Source organism: Acuticoccus sp. (assembly GCF_965213555.1).
Classification (GTDB): domain Bacteria; phylum Pseudomonadota; class Alphaproteobacteria; order Rhizobiales; family Amorphaceae; genus Acuticoccus.
The window spans coordinates 414377-434917 of the sequence record NZ_OZ243890.1 but is presented as its reverse complement, the minus strand read 5'-3'; the positions used below and the strand labels follow the sequence as shown (position 1 = coordinate 434917).

The 20541-nt window shown below is 69.4% G+C and carries 19 protein-coding genes, 1 tRNA gene and 2 pseudogenes; 15 read left to right on the top strand and 7 right to left on the bottom strand.

The window, feature by feature from the left end; translation table 11 throughout:
• The first annotated feature begins 4 nt into the window (after nucleotides 1-4).
• The 7 genes from ACOOE8_RS02275 to ACOOE8_RS02245 all read left to right on the top strand — a co-directional run bounded on the left by ACOOE8_RS02275 (nucleotide 5) and on the right by ACOOE8_RS02245 (nucleotide 8660).
• A complete protein-coding gene (locus ACOOE8_RS02275; RefSeq protein WP_420393269.1) occupies nucleotides 5-295 on the top strand; it encodes a cupin in 291 nt (96 codons plus the stop codon).
• 109 nt (nucleotides 296-404) lie between these two features.
• Complete coding sequence (locus ACOOE8_RS02270) at nucleotides 405-1775, top strand: sigma-54-dependent transcriptional regulator (protein WP_420393268.1); 1371 nt, start codon at nucleotides 405-407, stop codon at nucleotides 1773-1775.
• 166 nt (nucleotides 1776-1941) lie between these two features.
• Complete coding sequence (locus ACOOE8_RS02265) at nucleotides 1942-2559, top strand: GNAT family N-acetyltransferase (RefSeq protein WP_420393267.1); 618 nt, start codon at nucleotides 1942-1944, stop codon at nucleotides 2557-2559.
• 82 nt (nucleotides 2560-2641) lie between these two features.
• Nucleotides 2642-4495 (top strand): ABC transporter ATP-binding protein, encoded by a 1854-nt coding sequence (locus ACOOE8_RS02260; protein WP_420393266.1) that lies wholly within the window; start codon nucleotides 2642-2644, stop codon nucleotides 4493-4495.
• Nucleotides 4492-6399, top strand: a complete 1908-nt coding sequence (locus ACOOE8_RS02255; RefSeq protein WP_420393265.1) for an ABC transporter substrate-binding protein — start codon at nucleotides 4492-4494, stop codon at nucleotides 6397-6399. The genes ACOOE8_RS02260 and ACOOE8_RS02255 overlap by 4 nt, the downstream gene beginning before the upstream one ends.
• Before the next feature lie 12 nt (nucleotides 6400-6411).
• Nucleotides 6412-7437, top strand: a complete 1026-nt coding sequence (locus tag ACOOE8_RS02250) for an ABC transporter permease (protein WP_420393264.1) — start codon at nucleotides 6412-6414, stop codon at nucleotides 7435-7437.
• 89 nt (nucleotides 7438-7526) lie between these two features.
• Complete coding sequence (locus tag ACOOE8_RS02245) at nucleotides 7527-8660, top strand: ABC transporter permease (RefSeq protein ID WP_420394601.1); 1134 nt, start codon at nucleotides 7527-7529, stop codon at nucleotides 8658-8660.
• Nucleotides 8661-8677: 17 nt separating this feature from the next.
• Here ACOOE8_RS02245 and ACOOE8_RS02240 read toward each other — a convergent pair whose 3' ends face one another.
• Complete coding sequence (locus tag ACOOE8_RS02240; RefSeq protein ID WP_420393263.1) at nucleotides 8678-9487, bottom strand: class I SAM-dependent methyltransferase; 810 nt, start codon at nucleotides 9485-9487, stop codon at nucleotides 8678-8680.
• A gap of 93 nt (nucleotides 9488-9580) precedes the next feature.
• On the opposite strand from ACOOE8_RS02240, the gene gatC reads away from it, so the two are divergent.
• Genes gatC through ACOOE8_RS02225 form a run of 3 tightly spaced genes read left to right on the top strand, consistent with a single transcriptional unit; the run spans nucleotide 9581 to nucleotide 11927 of the window.
• A complete protein-coding gene (gatC, locus tag ACOOE8_RS02235) occupies nucleotides 9581-9868 on the top strand; it encodes an Asp-tRNA(Asn)/Glu-tRNA(Gln) amidotransferase subunit GatC (RefSeq protein WP_420393262.1) in 288 nt (95 codons plus the stop codon).
• Nucleotides 9865-11325 (top strand): Asp-tRNA(Asn)/Glu-tRNA(Gln) amidotransferase subunit GatA, encoded by a 1461-nt coding sequence (gene gatA / locus ACOOE8_RS02230; RefSeq protein ID WP_420393261.1) that lies wholly within the window; start codon nucleotides 9865-9867, stop codon nucleotides 11323-11325. The genes gatC and gatA overlap by 4 nt, the downstream gene beginning before the upstream one ends.
• Before the next feature lie 53 nt (nucleotides 11326-11378).
• Nucleotides 11379-11927: a hypothetical protein gene (locus tag ACOOE8_RS02225; RefSeq protein WP_420393260.1), complete on the top strand. Its 549-nt coding sequence runs from the start codon at nucleotides 11379-11381 to the stop codon at nucleotides 11925-11927.
• A gap of 39 nt (nucleotides 11928-11966) precedes the next feature.
• On the opposite strand, the gene msrA is transcribed toward ACOOE8_RS02225, so the two are convergent.
• The gene (msrA, locus tag ACOOE8_RS02220) at nucleotides 11967-12596 is read right to left on the bottom strand and encodes a peptide-methionine (S)-S-oxide reductase MsrA (protein WP_420393259.1); all 630 of its coding nucleotides are present in this window, start codon (nucleotides 12594-12596) and stop codon (nucleotides 11967-11969) included.
• A gap of 156 nt (nucleotides 12597-12752) precedes the next feature.
• Here msrA and ACOOE8_RS02215 point away from each other — a divergent pair, with 156 nt between their 5' ends.
• From ACOOE8_RS02215 to ACOOE8_RS02205, 3 genes are all read left to right on the top strand, one after another.
• Nucleotides 12753-13700 carry an ABC transporter ATP-binding protein gene (locus tag ACOOE8_RS02215; RefSeq protein ID WP_420393258.1) on the top strand — a complete coding sequence of 316 codons (948 nt, stop codon included), beginning with the start codon at nucleotides 12753-12755 and terminating at the stop codon, nucleotides 13698-13700.
• Nucleotides 13697-14458 carry an ABC transporter permease gene (locus ACOOE8_RS02210; RefSeq protein ID WP_420393257.1) on the top strand — a complete coding sequence of 254 codons (762 nt, stop codon included), beginning with the start codon at nucleotides 13697-13699 and terminating at the stop codon, nucleotides 14456-14458. Before ACOOE8_RS02215 ends, ACOOE8_RS02210 begins: the two co-directional genes overlap by 4 nt.
• 194 nt (nucleotides 14459-14652) lie before the next feature.
• Nucleotides 14653-15918, top strand: a complete 1266-nt coding sequence (locus tag ACOOE8_RS02205) for a hypothetical protein (protein WP_420393256.1) — start codon at nucleotides 14653-14655, stop codon at nucleotides 15916-15918.
• A gap of 93 nt (nucleotides 15919-16011) precedes the next feature.
• Here the strand turns inward: ACOOE8_RS02205 and grxD are convergent, their stop codons facing one another.
• A complete protein-coding gene (gene grxD / locus ACOOE8_RS02200; RefSeq protein ID WP_420394600.1) occupies nucleotides 16012-16350 on the bottom strand; it encodes a Grx4 family monothiol glutaredoxin in 339 nt (112 codons plus the stop codon).
• Between the two features lie 115 nt (nucleotides 16351-16465).
• Nucleotides 16466-16702 carry a BolA family protein gene (locus ACOOE8_RS02195; protein WP_420393255.1) on the bottom strand — a complete coding sequence of 79 codons (237 nt, stop codon included), beginning with the start codon at nucleotides 16700-16702 and terminating at the stop codon, nucleotides 16466-16468.
• Between the two features lie 344 nt (nucleotides 16703-17046).
• Here ACOOE8_RS02195 and ACOOE8_RS02190 point away from each other — a divergent pair.
• Together ACOOE8_RS02190 and ACOOE8_RS02185 are read left to right on the top strand one after the other, a co-directional pair.
• Nucleotides 17047-17703 (top strand): annotated as a pseudogene (locus ACOOE8_RS02190) (IS5 family transposase); the annotation flags it as partial.
• Nucleotides 17704-17815: 112 nt separating this feature from the next.
• Nucleotides 17816-17905: transfer RNA gene (locus tag ACOOE8_RS02185), tRNA-Ser, on the top strand.
• Here ACOOE8_RS02185 and ACOOE8_RS02180 read toward each other — a convergent pair.
• From ACOOE8_RS02180 to ACOOE8_RS02170, 3 genes and pseudogenes are all read right to left on the bottom strand, one after another.
• Nucleotides 17876-19510: pseudogene (locus ACOOE8_RS02180) on the bottom strand (recombinase family protein); the annotation flags it as partial. The gene ACOOE8_RS02185 and the pseudogene ACOOE8_RS02180 sit on opposite strands and share 30 nt — an antisense overlap.
• Nucleotides 19507-19851 carry a helix-turn-helix domain-containing protein gene (locus tag ACOOE8_RS02175; protein ID WP_420393254.1) on the bottom strand — a complete coding sequence of 115 codons (345 nt, stop codon included), beginning with the start codon at nucleotides 19849-19851 and terminating at the stop codon, nucleotides 19507-19509. The gene ACOOE8_RS02175 and the pseudogene ACOOE8_RS02180, both read right to left, overlap by 4 nt.
• Entirely contained in the window at nucleotides 19827-20207 is a 381-nt protein-coding gene (locus tag ACOOE8_RS02170) for a type II toxin-antitoxin system RelE/ParE family toxin (RefSeq protein ID WP_420393253.1), read from the bottom strand. Before ACOOE8_RS02170 ends, ACOOE8_RS02175 begins: the two co-directional genes overlap by 25 nt.
• Nucleotides 20208-20541: the final 334 nt, after the last annotated feature.

Below are 20541 nucleotides of genomic sequence, written 5' to 3'. Positions count from 1 at the left end.
CGCAGTGACCGGAACCGCGCACCCCACCGTGTTCGAGGACAACGACCGCGTGAGGGTCACCGAGTGGCGGTTCCCGCGCGCCGGCGACAACACGGGCTGGCACCGGCACGAGTTCGACTACGTGGTGGTGCCATTGTTCGACGGTGCCCTGGAGCTCGTCGATGCGGACGGGAACCGCACACGCGGCGAGATGCGACGCGGCCTGCCCTACTTCCGCAGGGCCGGTGTGGAGCACGACGTCGTCAGCACCGCAGCAGAGGAGTGCGCGTTCGTGGAGATCGAGATCAAGGCCTAGCGCCGACCTGCGCCGGGCGGCAGTCTGCTTGACGCTCGCGGCGCACCGCGCGACGTAGGCGGCGCACGATCGCAAGCATCCGGTGCCGCCCAAGGCACGTGGAGTTCTGATGGCATCCGACATCCTCGTCGTCGACGACGAGATCGACATCCGCAACCTCATCGCCGGCATCCTGGAGGACGAGGGCTACGAGGTTCGCACCGCGGCGGACTCCGACGAGGCGCTCGCCACGATCGGGGCGCGCCGCCCGCAGCTCACCTTCCTCGACATCTGGCTGCAAGGGTCCAAGCTTGACGGGCTGCAGCTCCTCGACACCATCCGCTCACAGCACACCTTGATGCCCATCGTGATGATCTCGGGGCACGGCAACATCGAGACCGCGGTGTCGGCCATCAAGCGCGGCGCCTACGACTACATCGAGAAGCCGCTGAAGGCCGACCGCCTGCTCCTCGCCGCCGAGCGCGCCTTGGAGAACTCTCGTCTGCGGCGCGAGGTCGAGAGCCTGCGGACGAAGTCGGGCGAGTACCAGGACCTCATCGGCGGCTCGGCGGTGATGAACCAGATGCGGGCCATCATCGACAAGGTGGCGCCGACCAACTCGCGCGTCATGATCATGGGGCCGATGGGCTCCGGCAAGGAGCTCGTCGCCCGCACCATCCACACCAAGAGCCTGCGCAAGGACGGGCCGTTCGTGTTGGTGAACTCGGCCTCGATCACCCCCGACCGCATGGACGAGGCGCTGTTCGGCGCGGAGGCGCGACCGGGCCGCGCGGCGTCGGTGGGCGCCCTTGAGGAGGCGCATGGCGGCACGCTCTACCTCGACGAGATCGGCGACATGGCGCTGGAGACGCAGGCCCGCATCCTGCGCGTCCTCGTGGCGCAGGAGTTCACCCGGGTCGGCGGCACCCAGAAGGTGAGGGTGAACGTGCGTGTCATCTCCTCCTCGGCGCGCGACATGGCCGAGGAGATCGCCGACGGCAGGGTGCGCGAGGACCTCTTCCACCGCCTGTCCGTCGTGCCCATCCGTGTCCCCGCGCTGGCCCAGCGCCGCGAGGACGTGCCGATGCTGATCGACTACTTCCTGCGCCAGACCGCGGAGAACCAAGGGCTGCCGCGCCGCATCGTCGGCGAGGACGCGATGGCCGTCCTCCAGGCGCACGACTGGCCGGGCAACGTGCGCCAGCTCAAGAACAACGTGGAGCGCCTGCTGATCCTGACCCGCGACGGCGACCCCAACGACCCGGTCTCGGCGGACCTGTTGCCCAACGAGATCGGGGCCATCGTGCCGCCGCTGTCGTCCCAGTCCGGCGGCGAGCACATCATGGCCCTGCCGCTGCGCGAGGCCCGCGAGATCTTCGAGCGCGACTACCTGCGCGCACAGATCAACCGCTTTTCCGGCAACGTGTCGCGCACCGCCGAGTTCGTCGGCATGGAGCGCTCGGCCCTCCACCGCAAGCTGAAGACGCTCGGGATCGCGTAAGGTCCCCCGCCGACGGGTCAGGTCGGTGACCGGCGTGGTTCGACCCTTCGTAGAGCGGTCCGTCCGCTCGATCGGTCTACGTCGGACCAGCGTTGCAACGGGCGCCGTTGTCGGCGGGGCATTCGGCATCCATCCTCGCGTGGTGTTCGACGAGGATCGGTGTCCCATGGCGTCTCTTCTGCGTGATGTCCGCGGCGGTCGACAGGCCGCACAACATGCCGTCCTGCGGCGGCTGCGGCGGTCCGAAGGTGCGCAGTTCGCACAGCACCTGTTGCGGCTCGACGCGCACAGCCGCGTGCGCCGCTTCTGCAGACCTGTGTCCGACGCCCTCGTCGCCGAGTATGCGTCCGGTTGCGGCGATCGGCTGGGCATGGTCGAGGGCGCGTTCGTTTCGGGGGTCCTGCGCGGGGTCGCCGAGCTGCGCCCCTACAACGACGGGACGTTCGAGGCGGAGGCTGCCTTCAGCGTCGAGGCGCCGTGGCAGCGCTGCGGCCTCGGCGCAAGGCTGTTCCAGCGCCTGGTGCTGCGTGCGCGCAACGGGGGAGTTCGCTCGCTGTCGATGGCCTGCCTGCCGGAGAACCGGGCGATGCAGAAGCTCGCCAAGCGGCTCGGAGGAACGCTCGTGCGCTGGCCTGGCGAGGTGCACGGCCGCATCGACGATCGCCCGCCCAACGCCTTCTCGGCCGTCCGCGAGGGCGTGGCCGACCTCACGGGAGCGCTCGAGAGCTCGCTCGACTGGTGGGGGCGCAACAACCCGCTGGAGCGCTGCGGCGGCGTCGCCTAGGCCGAGCGGCGGGCGGGGGCCGCGTTGCCCTCGCTCAGGGAACATGGCACTAGAGAGCGCTCGTTGCCGCGGAGGCTCCACGTTGAACGTCCTCGACGTCCGTGACCTCGTCATCGACTATCGTGCGGACGGCATCGTGCGCGCCGTGGACGGCGTGTCGTTCGGCATCCCGAAGGGTGGCACGGTCGCCGTCGTCGGCGAGTCCGGCTCGGGCAAGTCCACCATCGGACAGGCCGTCATCGGGCTGTTGCCGTCCTCCGCGAGGATCGCCGCCGGCTCGATCCTGTTCGACGATCCGGCGACGGGCGCGGTCATCGACCTTGCAGCGCTGCCGCGCGACGGCACGGCGATCCGGTCGATCCGCGGCAACCGCATCGCGATGATCTTCCAGGAGCCGATGACGAGCCTGTCGCCGCTGCACACCATCGGCGATCAGATCGGCGAGGCCGGCCGGCTGCACCGCGGCATGGACCGCGCCGCCGCCCGCGCGGCGACCCGCGACATGCTGGCGCTCGTGCGCTTCCCCGACCCTGCGCGTGCCGTGGACGCCTACCCGTTCGAGCTGTCGGGCGGCCTGCGCCAGCGTGCGATGATCGCGATGGCGATGATGTGCCGGCCCGCGCTTCTCATCGCCGACGAGCCGACGACCGCGCTCGACGTCACCATCCAGGCCGAGATCCTGAAGCTGTTGCGGGACGTCCAGGCTGAGCTCGGCATGTCGGTGCTCCTCATCACGCACGACTTCGGCGTCGTCGCGAACCTCGCCGACGAGGTGGTGGTGGTCTACCAGGGCCGGGTCATGGAGCGCGGCACCGCGCAGGAGGTCTTCACCGCCCCCGAGCACCCCTACCTCAAGGCGCTTCTGAAGGCCGTGCCGACGTTCTCCATGGACACGAGGCTCTCTCCGATCCGGCCGATCACGCCGAAGCTCGACGCCTTCGGCGCGCCGTGCGCGGTGGATCGCGGAGCGCCGCTCCTGGAGGTGGACGCGCTGGTCAAGCGCTTCGCCCTGCGGAAGGGGAGCCTGTTCGCTGCGCCGAAGGTGGTGACCGCGGTCGAGCAGGTCTCGTTCGCCATCGACGCCGGCGAGTGCCTCGGGCTCGTCGGGGAGTCGGGCTCCGGCAAGACGACGGTGGCGATGGCGGTGATGCGGGCGTTCGCGCCGACGTCGGGGACGGTGCGGCTGCGGACGGGCGAGGGCTGGCAGGACGTCGCCTCGCTGTCGGGCGAGGCGCTCGCCGCCTACCGCCGCCGTGTGCAGCTCGTGTTCCAGGACCCGTACTCCTCGCTCAACCCGCGCATGTCGGTGAACGAGATCATCGCCGAGCCGCTGGTGATCCACCGCGTCGGCACGGCCGACGCGCGTGCCGCGCACGTGCGCGAGCTCATGGGCCTCGTCGGGCTCGATGCGAAGATGCTGCGCCGCTACCCGCACTCGCTGTCCGGCGGGCAGCGCCAGAGGGTCGGCATCGCGCGGGCGCTGGCGCTGCGCCCCGACCTCCTCGTGTGCGACGAGCCTGTGTCGGCGCTCGACGTCTCGGTCCAGGCCCAGGTGCTGAACCTGCTCAACGACTTGAGGCGAGAGCTCCACCTCACCTACCTCTTCGTCAGCCACAACCTCGCGGTGGTGGACTACCTCGGGACCCGCATCGCGGTGATGTGCCGGGGGCGCCTCGTGGAGCTCGGTCCGACGCGCGCCGTCATCGACCGCCCGCAGCACCCCTACACGCAGGCGCTGCTCGCCGCCGTGCCTACCGCGAACCTCGACCACCCGCTCGACTTCGAGCGCCTGTCGGCCGGCCGAGCGTCCGATCCGGAGGCCTGGCCGGAGCCCTATCGCATCGTCCCCGGAGCCGCGCCGGTCATGGTGCCGCGAGGGCCGGGCCACACCGTCTGCGCCCCCGGCGAGGCGCGAGTCATGAAGGAAGCCGCATGATCCGAACCCTCGTGCTCGCTGCCGCCGTCCTCGCTCCCTTGACGATGGCCGCACACGCGCAGGGTCCGGGGCGCCCGCCGCTCGTGGAGACGCCGACCCTGTCGCGGACCCATGAGGGCCTGCCGCCCATCGAGGAGCGGGTACCGGACGAGCCGCTGGTCGTCGACCTGTCCGCCAAGGGACGCGAGGAGGGCGTCCATGGCGGCGACCTCGACACCCTCATCGGCCGGGCCAAGGACGTTCGGCTCGTCAACGTGTGGGGCTACGCCCGCCTCGTCGGCTACGACGAGGACTTCGCGCTACGGCCGGACATCCTGCGCGCCGTGGACGAGGAGGAGGGGCGAGCCTTCACCCTCCACCTCAGGCGCGGGCACAGGTGGTCGGACGGCGAGCCGTTCACCGCCGAGGCGTTCCGCTACTGGTTCGAGGACGTCCTCACCAACGCCGAGCTGACGCCGACACCCGACACCTTCATGCTCGTCAACGGCCGCCTGCCGACCTTCGAGGTGATCGACGACGTCACCGTTCGGTTCACCTGGCATGCGCCGAACCCGCGCTTCCTACCCACGCTGGCGCAGGCGCGCCCGCCGTTCATCGCCCGCCCGGCGCACTACCTGAAGCGGTTCAACCCGAAGTACGGCGATGCGGACGAGATCGCTCGCCTCGTCACGGAGGCGCGCGTCCGCTCGTGGGCACCGCTACACAACCTTCGCGATGAAATGTACGACGCGACGAACCCGGCGCTGCCCTCGCTGCAGCCCTGGGTGCCGTCGGAGCAGTCCAATGACCGGCGCGCGGTCATGGTGCGCAACCCGTACTTCCACAGGCTGACGACGAGCGGGCACCAGCTCCCCTACATCGACCGCGTGGTCATGCAGGTGGTCGATGGCAGCCTGATCGCCACCAAGGTGCAGGCGGGCGAGACGGACCTCCAGGCGCGTGGCCTAGTGTTCGCGGACCTGCCGGTCTTGAAGCGCGGCGAGGCGCAGCGCGGCTACTCCGTGCGGCTGTGGCCTGAGGCGAACGCCGCGGCCATGGCGATCTACCCGAACCTCACCGTCGCCGACCCGCAGCTGCGCGCGCTGTTCCGCGACCGTCGCTTCCGCGAGGCGCTGTCGCTCGGCGTCGACCGCGAGCTTCTCAACCGCGTGCTGTACTACGGACTCGGCAAGCCCTCGGCCAACCTGGTGCTCGAGGCGAGCCCGCTGTTCGAGGGGGAGGGCGCGCCCGAACCGCCGGCCTACGACCCCGAGCGGGCCAACGCGCTGCTCGACGAGGTCGGCCTCACCGAGCGGAATGGTGCCGGCATCCGCCTCCTTCCGGACGGGCGCCCGCTGGAGCTCGTCGTCGAGACCGCCGGCGAGGAGGCGATCCAGATCGACGCGTTGGAGCTCATCAAGGACACTTGGGCGGAGATCGGGGTTGGGCTGTTCCCGCGGCCCTCGCAGCGCGATGTGCTACGGAACCGCGCGTTCTCCGGCGAGCTCGCCGTGAGCGTCTGGTACGGCTACGACAACGGCCTGCCCTCGGCCGACATGCCGCCGGACGAGCGCATCCCGTTGTCCGAGATGTTCCTCGCGGGCCCCGCGTGGGGAGCCCACGCCGCGAGCGGCGGGGCGGCTGGCGAGGCACCGGACTACCCCCCGGCGAAGACGCTGATGACGCTCTACGACGGCTGGCTCACCAGCGCGTCCCGGGAGGCACGAGCGCAGGCTTGGCGCGACATCGTGCGGCTGCACGCCGACGAGGTGCTCACCATCGGCACCGTGGAGGGCGTCGTGCAGCCCGTCGTCGTCTCTGCGGGCCTCAAGAACGTGCCCCAGGAGGCGATCTACGGCTGGGATCCCGGCGCGCAGTTCGGGCTCTACCGCCCGGACGAGTTCTACTTCGCGGATGGCGGCTGACGGAGGAACCACGTGCTCGCCTACGTCCTGCAACGGCTGGCGGGCATGGTGCCGACCCTCCTCGTCATCTCGCTATTGATCTTCCTCATCATCGAGCTGCCGCCGGGGGACTACCTCTCCAACCAGATCGACCAGCTCCGCGCGCAGGGCGAGACCGCGTCCATCGCGAAGCTCGAGTTCCTGCGCCGCGAGTTCGCCCTCGACCGCCCGTTCCTGGAGCGCTACGGCGTGTGGGCCGGGCTGTGGCCCGGTCCCAACGGCTTCGACGGCATCCTTCAGGGCAACTTCGGCTGGTCGTTCGAGTTCTCGCGGCCGGTCCGCGATGTGGTGTCCGGGACGCTGCTCCTCACCGTCATCCTCAACTTCGCGACGATCCTGTTCGTCTACCTGATCTCCTTCCCCATCGGCATCTACTCGGCAACGCGGCAGTACTCGTGGGGGGACTACGGGTTCACGTTCCTCGGCTACATCGGGCTTGCGACGCCGAACTTCCTGCTCGGCCTCATCCTCCTGTACCTGATGAACGAGTGGTTCGGGGTGTCCATCGGCGGGCTGATGGCGCCGCAGTTCGTCGGCGAGCCGATGAGCCTCGACAAGGCGCTGTCGGTGCTTGCCCACCTCGTGGTGCCGACCATCGTCATCGGCACGGCGGGGACCGCCGCGATGATCCGCCGCCTGCGCGCCAACCTCCTCGACGAGCTGCACCGGCAGTACGTGACGACGGCGCGGGCGAAGGGGCTATCGGAGCGCACCCTCGTCTTGAAGTACCCGCTGCGCATGGCGCTCAACCCGTTCATCGCCGACATCGGCAACCTCATCCCTTCGCTGGTGTCGGGCTCGGTCATCGTGTCCGTGGTGCTGAACCTTCCCACCGTCGGCCCGGTGCTCCTCACCGCGCTCCAGTCCCAGGACCAGTACCTCGCGGGGTTCATCCTCCTGTTCGTCGCGGGGCTGACCCTCGTCGGGATGCTGATCTCCGACCTCCTCCTCGCCGTGCTCGACCCGCGCATCCGCCTGGGCCAAGGGGCCGCCGCGTGAGGGAGGTGCAGCGCACCGATCCGACGCGCAACCTCGGCGGCTCGCCGGCGGACGCGCCGACGCCGCACGGGCGGAGCGGCGAGCGCTACGTGGACGCCGCCCCCTTCGACCCCACCGAGGCGGAGCGCCTGACGCCCGAGCAGGAGCGCTACTTCCAGGCCTCGCAGTGGCGCATCATCTGGTGGCGCTTTCGACGGCATCGTGTGGCGGTGTGGTCGGCGGTGATCCTGGCCGTGTTCTACCTGTGTGTCCCGTTCGCCGAGCCCATCGCGCCCTACGACCCCAACGAGCGCGATGCGGACCACCTGTTCGCCCCGCCGCAGCGACCGCGCGTGCTCCACGAGGGCGCGCTGCGCGCCCCGTTCGTGTACCCAATCCGCGCCGAGCTCGACATGACCACCTTCCAATGGATGTACGTCGTGGACCGCACGAGGCCCCAGCCGATCAGGTTCGTGTGCCTCGGCGAGCCCTACACCCTGTGGGGGCTCGTGGAGGGTCGCCTCCACCTTGTGTGTCCACCCCGGGATGGAACGATGTTCCTTGCAGGGACCGACCGGCTCGGGCGCGACGTCTTCTCCGGGCTCGTCCACGGCGCACGGATCTCGCTGACCGTCGGCCTCGTCGGCGTCACCGTGTCCATCGTGCTGGGGATGCTGTTCGGCGGCCTTGCGGGCTACTTCGGCGGCCTCGTCGACGGGGCGATCATGCGCCTCATCGAGATCCTGCGCTCGCTCCCTGAGCTGCCCCTGTGGATGGCGCTGTCGGCGGCGCTACCCGTGACGTGGTCGCCGCTGTGGATCTACTTCGGCATCACCATCATCCTAGGGCTCCTCGACTGGCCGGGGCTCGCCCGCGCGGTGCGCTCCAAGCTCCTCTCCCTGCGCGAGGAGGACTACGCGCGCGCGGCCGTCCTCATGGGCGCAAAGCCTTCCCGCATCATCGGCCGCCATCTCCTGCCCGGTTTCTCCAGCCACATCATCGCGTCGGCAACGCTGTCGATCCCGGCAATGATCCTCGGTGAGACGGCGCTCTCCTTCCTCAACCTCGGACTGCAGCGGCCGGCGATCTCCTGGGGCGTCCTGCTCAACGAGGCGCAGGACATCACGGTCGTCACCATCTACCCGTGGCTGATGGCGCCCGTCATTCCCATCGTGATCGTGGTGCTCGCGTTCAACTTCCTCGGCGACGGCCTGCGCGACGCCGCCGACCCCTACAAGAGCTGACCCGCGCGCACAGCCGCTCAGCGGGGGACGCGCACGCCCGGGTTCGCGCTGCCGCGCTCCAGGACGCGGGCCAGCACCTGCGTTCCTTGGTTGTTGAACGCGAGATACTCGTAGGCGATGGCGTGCCTGTCGACGTGCTCGGCCCACGCCTTCACCTCGTGGTCCTCCCAGCCAGGATAGTTGAAGTACTCGTCGAACAGTACGATGGTGCCTGGGACGATGGCGTCCGCGAAGGTGTCGAACACGATCTTGGCCGAGCTGTAGAGGTCGCCGTCGATGTGGACGAAGGCGAGCTGCTCCCCCGGGTGCTCGGCGGCGAAGGCCGGCGCGGTGTCGTCGAACCAGCCGCGGTGCAGCGTCACGTTGGCTGGCACCTCGGGCATCGCACCCTTCTGGTCGAAGTGGCCCGCGCTGCGCCCTGGCACCCAGTGCTCGGGCAGCCCCTCGAAGCTGTCGAAGCCGTGGAAGTGCAGGTCGGGCCGCTTGTTGGCGAACCACGTGATGGACTTGCCTTGGAACACGCCGAACTCGAGGCACAGGCCATCCAGCGTGACGCTCGCCATGGCGCGCTCCCACACCGCCGGCGGGTTCGGAGTCGCCGTGAGGTGCCACATGGTGCGCCGCGCGTAGTCCGCCGCGCTGCGCCGGTCCTTGTCGCGCACCGCGGCCATGAGGTCGTGATGGTGGAGGACGCGCCGCGGGATCTGGCCGAGCAGCGTGCGGCTGAGGGTGGCGAACTCCTGCCGCATCTCCTCCCGGAAGGCATCGAGGTCGGCGCGGGTCAGCGGCCGCTCGGCCAGGTCCTTCTCGTCGTCGACTTGGCTCACAATGCTCTCCTCCCCGCTGTGGCGGCACGCTCGAAGAAGCGTTGCGCCCTTCCGGAGGGCAATGCTAACCGAGCGACCGCCTCGGAGAAATGCATGTCCGTCGACATCGACACCGTTCGCCGCGTCGCGCGGCTCGCGCGCATCAGGGTGAGCGAGGAGGACGCCGCCCGCCTGACGGGCGACATGAACGCCATCCTCGGCTTCGTGGAGGAGCTCGGCGAGGTGGACGTCGACGGCGTCGAGCCCATGACTTCGGTGGTGGAGGCGCGGCTGCGTCGCCGCGACGACAGGGTGACCGAGGGCGGCGAGCCCCAGCGCATCCTGGCCAACGCACCCGAGGCGGCGGACGGCTTCTTCCTCGTGCCTCGGGTGGTGGAGTGAGCCTCACCGACCTCACCCTCGCCGAGGCCCGTGATGCGCTCGCCACCAAGCGCGTCCGCGCGTCGGAGCTGACGGAGGCGTACCTCGACGCCATCGAGCGCCAGGCCGCGCTCAACGCCTACGTGACGGTGACGGCCGAGAAGGCGCGAGAGATGGCGGCGGCGTCCGACGCGCGGCTCGAGCAAGGGGAGGGGAGGGCGCTGGAGGGCGTCCCGCTCGGCATCAAGGACCTGTTCTGCACCGAGGGCGTGCGCACCACCGCCGGCTCCAACATCCTCAGCGACTTCGTGCCGCCCTACGAGTCCACCGTGACCGCAAACCTCTGGGCGGCCGGCGCGGTGCTCCTCGGCAAGCTGAACCTCGACGAGTTCGCCATGGGCTCGTCCAACGAGACGTCCGCGTTCGGGCCGGTGCTCAACCCGTGGGGCCCGCAGGATCGCCTGGTGCCGGGGGGGTCGTCGGGGGGCTCGTCGGCGGCGGTGGCCGCGCGGCTGTGCGCCGCCGCGACGGGGACGGACACCGGCGGCTCGATCCGCCAGCCGGCGGCGCTGACGGGGACGGTGGGGCTGAAGCCGACGTACGGGCGCTGCTCGCGCTGGGGCATCGTGGCGTTCGCCTCCTCCCTCGACCAGGCTGGCCCGGTCACGCGCACGGTGCGCGACGCGGCCATCATGCTCGGGGCCATGGCCTCGGTTGACCCCAAGGATTCGACCTCAGTGGACCTGCCGGTGGCGGACTACGAGGCGGCGCTCGAGGCGCCCGTCCGCGGGCTCAAGGTCGGCGTCCCCAAGGAGTACAGCGTCGACGACATGCCGGACGCGCTTGTCGCGTTCTGGCGCGAGGGCGAGGCGTGGTTGCGCGCCGCGGGGGCGGAGGTCGTGCCGGTCTCGCTGCCGCATACGCGGTACGCGCTGCCGGCGTACTACATCGTGGCGCCGGCCGAGGCCTCCTCCAACCTCGCGCGCTACGACGGCGTGCGCTACGGGCTGCGCATGCCCGGCGAGGACGTCGCCGGCATGATGGAGGCGACGCGGGCCGCCGGCTTCGGCGAGGAGGTGAAGCGGCGCGTGCTCGTCGGCACCTACGTCCTGTCCGCGGGGTACTACGACGCGTACTACCTGCGGGCGCAGAAGGTGCGCACGCTGATCAGGCGCGACTTCGAGGCCGTGTTCGCGGAAGGGATCGACGCACTCCTGACACCGACGACGCCGGGCCCGGCCTTCCCCATCGGAGGCAAGCCCGACCCCATCGCGATGTACCTCAACGACGTCTTCACCGTGCCGGTGAACATGGCCGGGCTGCCGGCGATCTCGGTCCCCGCGGGGCTGTCGGACGGGCTGCCCCTCGGCCTCCAGCTCATCGGCCGCCCGTTCGGCGAGGCCGGGCTAATGCCGCTCGCGCGCGCCGTGGAGGACGCAGCGGGCCACTTCGCCCCGTCGCTCATCGTCGCGGGCTGAGGAACCCGTCCGCCCCGCGCCGGCTCGCGGTACGGCAGGGACAGGGGAAGGCCATGACAAGGACAATCGCCGCGCTGCTCACGCTCGCGTTGCTTACAGCGCCCACGGCGGCGCAGGATGCGGTGACGGAGGACGACGCGAGGGGCTTCTTCGACGGGCCGGCGGAGGACGCGAACGAGCTCGTGCGGGATGGCACCTACCAGGGCGCCGTGGCGTGGCTGGAGGGGCGCCTGGCGCCGGAGGCGAGCTTTGCCATCGCAGGGTCGGTGCACACCGCCCGCGGCCTCGCGGTGACCTACCAGGCCGCGCTCGGCCGCGAGCAGTTGACCGGCCTTGCCGCGACCTCCACCTCACCGCTCGCCGTCGGCACCCAGATTTGGGACTTCACGCTGACGAGCGACGTGCGACGGGTGACACCATTGCCAGACGGCGAGGCTGCCGCCGTCGTCACGCTCACCGAGACCGGCACACTCTCGACCGCCGGCGCCGCCGCGCTGTCGGCGACGTTCCACTCCGTCGCCGACTGCACCATGCGCCTTGGTCGCGCGAACGGCTCGGTGGTCATCGAAGTCGCCGCCTGCGAGCAGGTGACGATGTTCTGACCCGTCAGCTCGGCGCCGCACAGGCGGCACCGGTCGGCGTCAGGACGGCTGGTCGACCCCCGCCCAGACCTCGGCGACACGGGCGTCGCGGCCGCAGCTCCAGCGGTAGTACTTGTACTTCAGCGAGCTCTTCTCGTAGTAGTCCTGGTGGTACTCCTCGGCCGGGTAGAACGCGCCGGCCTCGAAGATCGGCGTGACCACTTCCTCCTCGATGAGCGCATCGGCCTCGGCCTTCGACGCCTCCGCCGCTGCGCGCTCCTCGGCGCCATCCACGAAGATCGCGGTGCGGTAGCTGTCGCCACGGTCGCAGAACTGGCCGCCGGCGTCCGTCGGGTCGATGTGGCGGAAGTGGTAGTCCACGAGCGTGCGGTAGTCGACCTTCGCGGGGTCGTAGGTCACCTCGACGGCCTCGTAGTGCCCCGTGTCGCCGTAGGTGACCTCCTTGTACGTGGGGCTCTGCGTCGTCCCTCCGGTGTAGCCGGAGACGGTCTTGAGGACGCCGTCCACCTTGTCGAAGTCGGCCTCGACGCACCAGAAGCAGCCGCCGGCGAAGACCGCGGTCGCGGTCCCGTCCGCCGCAGCGCCGGACGCGTCCTGCGCCGACGTCGCGGCCGGCGAGAGGAGGGCGAGGACCGCGACCGCCGCCGTCGCCCGTGACACCATGTTCATGCACAAACTCCTTGGGTTTACCCCTAGGTAGGTTGCGCGGTGGCCGACGGGAGCGTCCCACGCGAATGTTATCGCTTGCTCCGGGGACGCTCGTGGGCAAGGCAAGCCCTCACATGCCGGCCTCGACCCGTGGCGCGCGGCAAACGGAGCCGGACCATGCAGACCGATGCCATCCTCACGGTGGAGGGCCTCCACAAGACGTACGCGTCGGGGGAGACGGCGCTGCGCGACGTGTCCCTCACCATCCGTCGCGGCGAGATCCTGGCGCTGCTCGGCCCGAACGGTGCCGGCAAGACGACGCTCATCTCCATCATCTGCGGGCTGACGACCCCGAGCGCCGGTCGTGTCACCGTCGACGGGCACGACGCCGTGGCGGACTACAAGCGCGCCCGCTCCCTGATCGGCCTCGTCCCCCAGGAGGTTGCGCTCGAGCCCTTCGAGACCGTGGCGGCCACCGTGCGCTTCTCGCGCGGCCTGTTCGGCAAGAAGCAGGACCCCGCGCACTTGGAAGGCCTCCTGCGCATGCTGACCCTGTGGGACAAGCGCGACGCGCAGCTCAAGGAGCTGTCCGGTGGCATGAAGCGTCGCGTCCTGATCGCCAAGGCGCTCGCGCACGGCCCGCGCGTGCTCTTCCTCGACGAGCCCACCGCGGGCGTCGACGTGGAATTGCGCAAGGACATGTGGGCGATCGTGCGGCGCCTGCGCGAGGACGGTGTCACCATCATCCTCACCACACACTACATCGAGGAGGCGGAGGCGATCGCCGAGCGCGTCGGCATCATCTCGAACGGCCAGATCCTGCTCGTGGAGGACAAGGAGGCGCTGATGCGTCGCATGGGCCGGCGCGAGGTGGTGGTCACGCTCGCAGAGCCGCTCGATCGGCTGCCCGATGGCCTGTCCAACCACGACGTCAGCCTCACCGAGGACCGCCGCACGATCACCTACGCGATCAGCGATGCCGGGCCCAGCGTCGGCGACCTGTTCGAAGCGCTGAGCAAGGCCGGACTCACCTTGACCGACGTCGAGACGGCGCACCGCTCGCTCGAGGACATCTTCGTGGAGCTCGTCGAGAACGGCACGCAGCAGTGGGAGGCGGCCGAGTGAACTGGTGCGCCGTCTGGGCGATCTACCGGCACGAGATGAGCCGGGCGGTGCGCACCACGCTCCAGTCGCTGGTGGCGCCGGTCATCACCACCTCGCTGTACTTCGTCGTCTTCGGCGGCGCCATCGGCTCTCGCATCCAGGAGGTCGAGGGGGTGAGTTACGCCTCGTTCATCGTCCCAGGCCTCATCATGCTCACGGTCCTCACCCAGTCCGTCACGAACGCAGCGTTCGGGATCTTCTTTCCCAAGTTCATCGGCTCGATCTACGAGTACCTGTCGGCGCCCGTCTCGTACCTGGAGATCACCCTCGGCTTCGTGGCCGCAGCAGCGACCAAGTCGTTCGTCATCGGCCTTGTGATCCTCGTGACGGCGACGGCCTTCGTCGAGGTCCGCGTCGCCCACCCGGCCGCCATGGTGGCGCTCCTCACCATGACGTGCCTGGTATTCTCCCTGTTCGGCTTCATCATCGGCATTTGGGCGAAGAACTTCGAGCAGCTCCAGCTCGTCCCGCTCCTCATCATCACGCCGCTGGTGTTCCTCGGCGGCAGCTTCTACTCGATCTCCATGCTGCCGGAAACGTGGCAGACGGTGACGCTGTTCAACCCGGTTGTCTACTTGATCTCGACTTACCGCTGGAGCTTCTTCGGTGAGGCGGACGTGAACCTTGCATTTTCGATGGCGATGATCGCGCTGTTCGCCGCCGTGTGCCTTGCGGTGGTGGCTTGGATGTTCCGGACCGGTTATCGCCTCAGGACCTAGAGCATCCTGGGTCTCCTCAGACCCAGATAAGATGCGCTAGCTCCTTGATGAAGGGCGGTCTTGTTGGGGTTAGGTGGTTCCACCTAACGTCAAACCGCTCCAGGCGCTTGTTCGAGGCTGACCCCCGAGCGGCTCAAGGGCTTGAAGCCGCGGCGGCTTCGCGGCACGGTGAGGCTGTCGCAGCAAGACACGGGGTGCCGATGCGTCACCTGTTGTGCCTCCTCGTCGCCGCGACGCTCGCAGCGCCGACGATCGCCGCCCGTGCAGCCGAGGTCCGCATCGAGCGGGGCGATGATCGGCCGCGCGTGTTCGTCGAGGGAGACATCAAGCTCGGCGACGCGGCGCGCTTTCGCCGCGCGGTGCGCGGGTTGCCGGTCGCCACGATCGTCCTGGACGGGCCGGGCGGCAAGCTCATTGACGCGCTGACGATCGGCGAGCTTCTGCGCGAGCGGGGCGACCACACGGTCGTCGCTGCGGATGGGCATTGCACGTCCGCCTGCGCCCTGATCTGGCTTGCTGGCGAGGAACGCACGTTGGAGGACGGCGGCTCCATCGGCTTCCACGCCGCTGCCGCACGGCAGGGGGACACCTTGCGCATGACGGCGAGCGGAAACGCCATCGTCGGCGCCTACCTCACGCGGCTCGGCTACCCGCTCGGGGTCGTGGTGATGGCGACGGAGGCCGACCACACGTCCATGGCGTACCTCACCGCAGAGAGGGCCGCACGCTCCGGCCTCACCTACCGACGAACCGCCGCGCTCGCGCCGCGCCGCCGCGACGAGGGGTCAATCGGGACCGAGGGCGGCGACCGCGCCGTCAGCGAGGTCATGGAGTTCTACTTCGCGAGCGCCAACGCCCCGCCGCACGCCATGCGCGCGCTCGCTGGCAGGCTGTACGACGAGCGGGTCGTCTACTTCGGCGAGGCGGTGTCTCGGGGCGAGCTCATTCGCCGGCGTGAGGCCTACACGCGGCGCTGGCCGCACTTCAGCTTGGTGCGGGCGGGACCGCCCCAGGTGTCGTGCGCGGCGGCCGGCGCCCGCTGCATCGTCTTCGGCGTCGCCCGTTTCACCGCCTCGAACCCGGCGGGGCGCACGGCGCTGCGCGGCACCTTGCGGTACGAGGTCGAGCTCATCCGCGACGGAGGCTCTTACCGCATCACCGACGAGACGAGCACCATCACGTCGCGCATCATCGGGCCCAACGGCGTTGGGTCGACCGCGTTGACGCAGGCACTCCAGACCGAGCTCGCGCGCCTGGGCTGCGAGCCGGGGCCGGTGGATGGGCTATGGGGGCGCCGCAGCGCTGGGGCGCTGGAGCGCTTCGCGGAGAACAGCACGCTCGCCGTCGACGCAACCTCACCGAGCTACGTCGCGCTCACGTTGACCCAATACGCCGACGACGACTGCCGCACCGACCGCGACGGCGCGGCGCACCTCACCCACAGCGGCCACCCTCTCTGACGGCGTCGGCCTGACGTCCCCCGGGACGGTGAACTCCCTGGGAGGCGATCCGCGGGCGCTCGCGCCGCGCACCCGCCAGCGCCGAACCGAAGCTCACGCAGCGGCGTCTCGCGTCGGAACGCCGGCGTTCGAGAGGTGCTCCTGCAGCTCGCCGGCCTGGAACATCTCCCGCACGATGTCGCAGCCACCCACGAACTCGCCCTTGACGTAGAGCTGCGGGATCGTCGGCCAGTTGGAGTAGTCCTTGATCCCGGAGCGCACCGCATCGTCCTCGAGCACGTTCATCGTCTGGTAGTCGACGCCGAGGTAGTCGAGGATCTGCACGACCTGCCCGGAGAAGCCGCACTGCGGGAACTGCTTGGTCCCCTTCATGAACAGCATCACGTCGTGCCCCTTCACGGCGGCGTCGATGGTCTGATGTGCATCGCTCATCATCACTCCTTCGGTGCTTGGCTCGCGGCGAGGCCGCTCATCTGCGAGGCTCACGCCGGCTGCGTGCCAGCGCACTCATCGCTCACATAGGCGCAGTGCGAGCCGGGGGAAAGCCTCAGGCCTCGGGCGCGGAGGTCTGCAACGCGAGGGCATGAAGCTCTCCACCCATGCGACCCTGAAGCGCGTCATAGACGAGCTTGTGCTGGGCGACGCGCGTCTTGCCCCGGAACACCTCGGACACGACGACCGCGGCGTAGTGGTCGCCGTCGCCGGCGAGGTCGCGGATCTCCACCGTGGCGTCGGGCAGCGCCTGGCGGATGAGGCGCTCGATCTCGTTCCGGTCCATCGCCATGCAGAACTCCCCCGGCAATGCTTGCCACGCGAGGGACGATAAGGCGACGGCACCGCCAGCGAAAGGGCACGCCGCGCGCTCGTTGGCCATGATGCAGCGCGCCCGAGCGAGCCCAGGATCTACCGCGTCGATCGACCCTCATCCTCTGCCCAGCCTTCGACCCTGCCGCAAGACGTGTTCACGCCGTCGCCAGCGCGCGGGCAAGTCGAGCGAGCCCGGCGCGCGGTCGTCCTCGCAATGATCGCTCGCGCGAACCATAGAGGTCGTCTCGGCCGTCGCGTAGGCTAGCATGAGGGCCCGCAACTTCGGTCGTCCGTCGCGCGCCTTCGGGCCAGCGTCTAACCGACTTGCGGGGCGAGCCGAGGGTCGACGACCGACGGATCATCCACGTGCTGACCTCTGGGGACCGCTGGAAGGATGCGCTCGACGGCGACGGGCCGCACAAGACGCTCTACAACCGCTTCGTTCGTTGCGCCGCGAAGGGCGTGTGGATCTCTGCCGCGCCCTCGCCTCGGCGGGCGGGCCCTCGCCAGCGCTGTTGGTCGACCCCTCGGCCGTCGAGGCGCACCGCAGTGCGTCCGGTGCCAAAGGGGGGGGGGAGCGAACCCCAGCCATCGGGCGCTCCGGCGACGGTCGCACGACCGAGATCCATGCGCTGACCGACGAGGTCTGTCGCCGGTCGCCTTCTCGCTGACCGGCGGACAGGTCGCCCACTGCACCGACCCTGTCGAGATGGTCGCGGACTGCCTGATCCTGCACCCCGACGAGGGGGCTACGACACGAACAGGGCTCGCCGGACGGTCGAGGCTCGCGACGCCGTGCCCAACATCCCGCCGGAGGGCAACCGCCGCTGGACGAACGGCTTCTCGCCGTGGCTCTACGGTGATCGCAACGCCGTCGAGCCCATCTTCGGCCGGCTCAATGACTTCCGCCGTGTCGCCACGCGCTACGATCGCCTCGCCGCCAACTTCCCGGCAGCAACTTGTCTCGCAGCAACGGTTAGATGCATCACCGCTGGAGCGGTTGCCGCGCGAGCGCTCGCCTCTTGGTCACGCCGGTTGGCTCGGCGCACGGGCTGTGGCAGAGGGGTCGCCGCGGTGTACGGCCGCACTTGGGTGGGTGGCCGAGTGGTTGAAGGCACCGGTCTTGAAAACCGGCAGGCGGGTGACCGCCTCGTGGGTTCGAATCCCACCCCACCCGCCACTTCGGAACAAAGGTGGGCACTACGCCCCCCAGCGTTCCCGCGCTCCCTGCGGCAAGCGTCCGCAGCAGGTCGCTTTTCGATCCCATGATGCGGACCTCGCCGTCGTTGACTTCGACGCGCTGGGCGAGCGCGCGAAGGTGGTCGCGGCGATAGCCGCCGCCATCGAGACGTATCCGCTGGCGGGCGGTCTGTGCGAACTTTCGCAGCATGGGCGTGGTGATCGTCTTCTGACCCGCGCTTTCGAGCATGGCCGACGCACGGTCGGCATGGACGCGGGATTGGTCGCGGACGGCCTTGAGGCTGGCGATGCGGTCCTTGAGGTCGGGGTCGTCAAGGTCGGCGACGCCGCTCTCGATGGCGTCGTAAAGCCGCTTGAGCCGTAGGTCGGTCTCGGTCGCCCGCTTGTTCAGCTCGGCGATGTGATCGCGGCGACGCTCGGTTCGCTCCTGCCGCCGGTCGAGGACAGTGGCGAGCACCTCCTCCAGCCGCGTCGGATCAAGCAGCCGGTCCTCCAGATGCCCGGCGACCAGCGCGTCCAGCTTCTCCATCGGGACGGTCATGCCGGTGCAAGCGGTCGGTCCCTGCCGCGCTTTGGTCGAGCAGGTGTAGTAGCGATAGCGACCGCCCTTGCCGGTGCGGATGGTCATCGCTCCACCGCACTTGGCGCAATGGATCAGGCCGGTAAGGAGCGTGGGTCCGCCCACGATTTGGGGCGGCGTCACCTTCGGGTTGCGGGCCTTCATGCGCGCCTGAACGGCGTTGAAGATCCCCTGGTCGATGATCGGCGGCACCGCGACGGGGATAACTTCCTCATCCGGCTTGTTGTCGCCGTTCTTTGTGCGGCGGTTGAACTCGTGGCGACCGATATAGGTCTGCCGGGTCAGCATCCGGTGGACGGTGCCGATGCCCCAACGCCCGCCATCGCGGGTGAAGATGCGATGGGCGTTCAGGTGCTTGGTGATCGACTTGACGCCCATCGGGCCGCTCGTGCCATCGCCCTCCAGCGCGAGCCGGAACGCCAGCCGCACGGTGTCGGCATGGAGCGGGTCGATCTCCAGCTTCTTCTTGATCTTGGCCCCGCGCTGCTCGGCGGCGACGACGCGGTAGCCGATCGGCGGCAGCGAGCCGTTCCAGAACCCTTGCCGCGCGTTCTCCTTCAAGGCCCGGAGGACGTGCTTGGCGTTCTCCTTGGACTGATACTCGTCGAACAGCGCCATGATCTGGCGCATCATGACGTGCATCGGGTCGTCGCCCATTTCCTGCGTGATCGACACAAGTCGGATGCCGTTCTTCGCCAGCTTGCGGACGTAGAACTCCAGCTCGAAGTGATCGCGGAAGAAGCGACTGAACGAGTGGACCACTATGACCTCGAACGGGGCGGGCTTGCCGGTCCCGGCCTCGATCATCTGCTGGAACTCGGGGCGGCGGTCATTGGTGGCGGAAGCGCCCGCGTCCACAAAGGTCTCGACGAGCTGATAGCCGCGCGCGACGCAATAGGCTTCGCCCTGCTTGCGCTGATCGGGGATCGACACGTCATGCTCGGCCTGCCGCGCGGTCGAGACGCGCAGATACAGGGCGGCGCGCAATGGAACGGCGGCGGTCACGCCGCCTTCTCCACCACACGGAGCCGCCCGCGTTGGCGGCTTCTGGGCGGCGCTTTGACCACGATATCCACGTCCTGCCCGAGCGCGGTCAGGCAGCGCAGCAGCCGATCGCTCGAAAAGCCGGTCAGCCGGCCGTTAATCAACGCCGACACCTTGGGTTGGTCGAGCCCGACCAGCTCGGCCGCCGCCGCCTGGGTCAGCCGCCGGCGCTTGATCGCCTCGCGGATGTGGCTGGCGAGCTGCGCCTTCGCCAACTCCTCCTCGGGCTCGGCGACGCCAAGGTCTGCGAACACATTGCCGGACCCTTCCGTCACCTTCATGTCGTCCTGCTTGCTCGCCATTGTTCGTGGTCCTCTCTGGCTCGCTTCAATCTCTGTTCGATCAGCGCGATCTCGTGTTTCGGCGTCGCGATGCCGTGCTTCGCCTTCTTCTGGAAGGCGTGGAGCACATAGACGACGCCCGCGAACCGCACGGTGTAGACGGCGCGGTAGGTGTTGCCGTCATGGTCATCGACCACCTCCAGTACGCCCGCGCCGCCGAACCCTTTAAGCGGCTTGGCCCATCCCGCCTTGCCGCCGGTCTGCGCCTCCCACAGCGCTCCGCCGACGCGAAGCCGCACCGGCTCGGGGAAGGCCCGCAAGTCATCGCGGCTGCTCCCGATCCACCTGACAGGCTTGACGCTCGCCTCATCCGTCACGCGCCTCCTCCTTATGCTAGATATAGCATATTCGTGGCGTCGGTCAATCGCGCTGCGCTTGCGCCAGACGATCATTCCGGCCCGAACAACTCGTCGAAAACGTCCCCGAACCATGCCTCGAAGACGGCGATCTCGGCGTCGGTGACCGGCACCTTCTCGGGCCAGTCGTCACTGACACGCCAACTCGCCACGTCATGCCTGGGCGGACGGCCGGGGAACGGCCACGGCTCGCCGAGCAGCGCTTCAAGCTGCTCGGAGGCTGAGGGTTCATGGCGACTCGACGGGCGGGGCATCCCGCCAGAGTCGGCGATGTCGAAGCAATGCGGAACGACGC

What these genes read in the sequence shown, in the direction of transcription:
- ACOOE8_RS02270 (WP_420393268.1), top strand. Translation starts at nt 405, where the DNA reads ATGGCATCCGACATCCTCGTCGTCGACGACGAGATCGACATCCGCAAC.
- ACOOE8_RS02265 (WP_420393267.1), top strand. Translation starts at nt 1,942, where the DNA reads ATGGCGTCTCTTCTGCGTGATGTCCGCGGCGGTCGACAGGCCGCACAA.
- ACOOE8_RS02255 (WP_420393265.1), top strand. Translation starts at nt 4,492, where the DNA reads ATGATCCGAACCCTCGTGCTCGCTGCCGCCGTCCTCGCTCCCTTGACG.
- gatC (WP_420393262.1), top strand. Translation starts at nt 9,581, where the DNA reads ATGTCCGTCGACATCGACACCGTTCGCCGCGTCGCGCGGCTCGCGCGC.
- ACOOE8_RS02225 (WP_420393260.1), top strand. Translation starts at nt 11,379, where the DNA reads ATGACAAGGACAATCGCCGCGCTGCTCACGCTCGCGTTGCTTACAGCG.
- msrA (WP_420393259.1), bottom strand. Translation starts at nt 12,596, where the DNA reads ATGAACATGGTGTCACGGGCGACGGCGGCGGTCGCGGTCCTCGCCCTC.
- ACOOE8_RS02215 (WP_420393258.1), top strand. Translation starts at nt 12,753, where the DNA reads ATGCAGACCGATGCCATCCTCACGGTGGAGGGCCTCCACAAGACGTAC.
- grxD (WP_420394600.1), bottom strand. Translation starts at nt 16,350, where the DNA reads ATGAGCGATGCACATCAGACCATCGACGCCGCCGTGAAGGGGCACGAC.
- ACOOE8_RS02195 (WP_420393255.1), bottom strand. Translation starts at nt 16,702, where the DNA reads ATGGCGATGGACCGGAACGAGATCGAGCGCCTCATCCGCCAGGCGCTG.
- ACOOE8_RS02175 (WP_420393254.1), bottom strand. Translation starts at nt 19,851, where the DNA reads ATGGCGAGCAAGCAGGACGACATGAAGGTGACGGAAGGGTCCGGCAAT.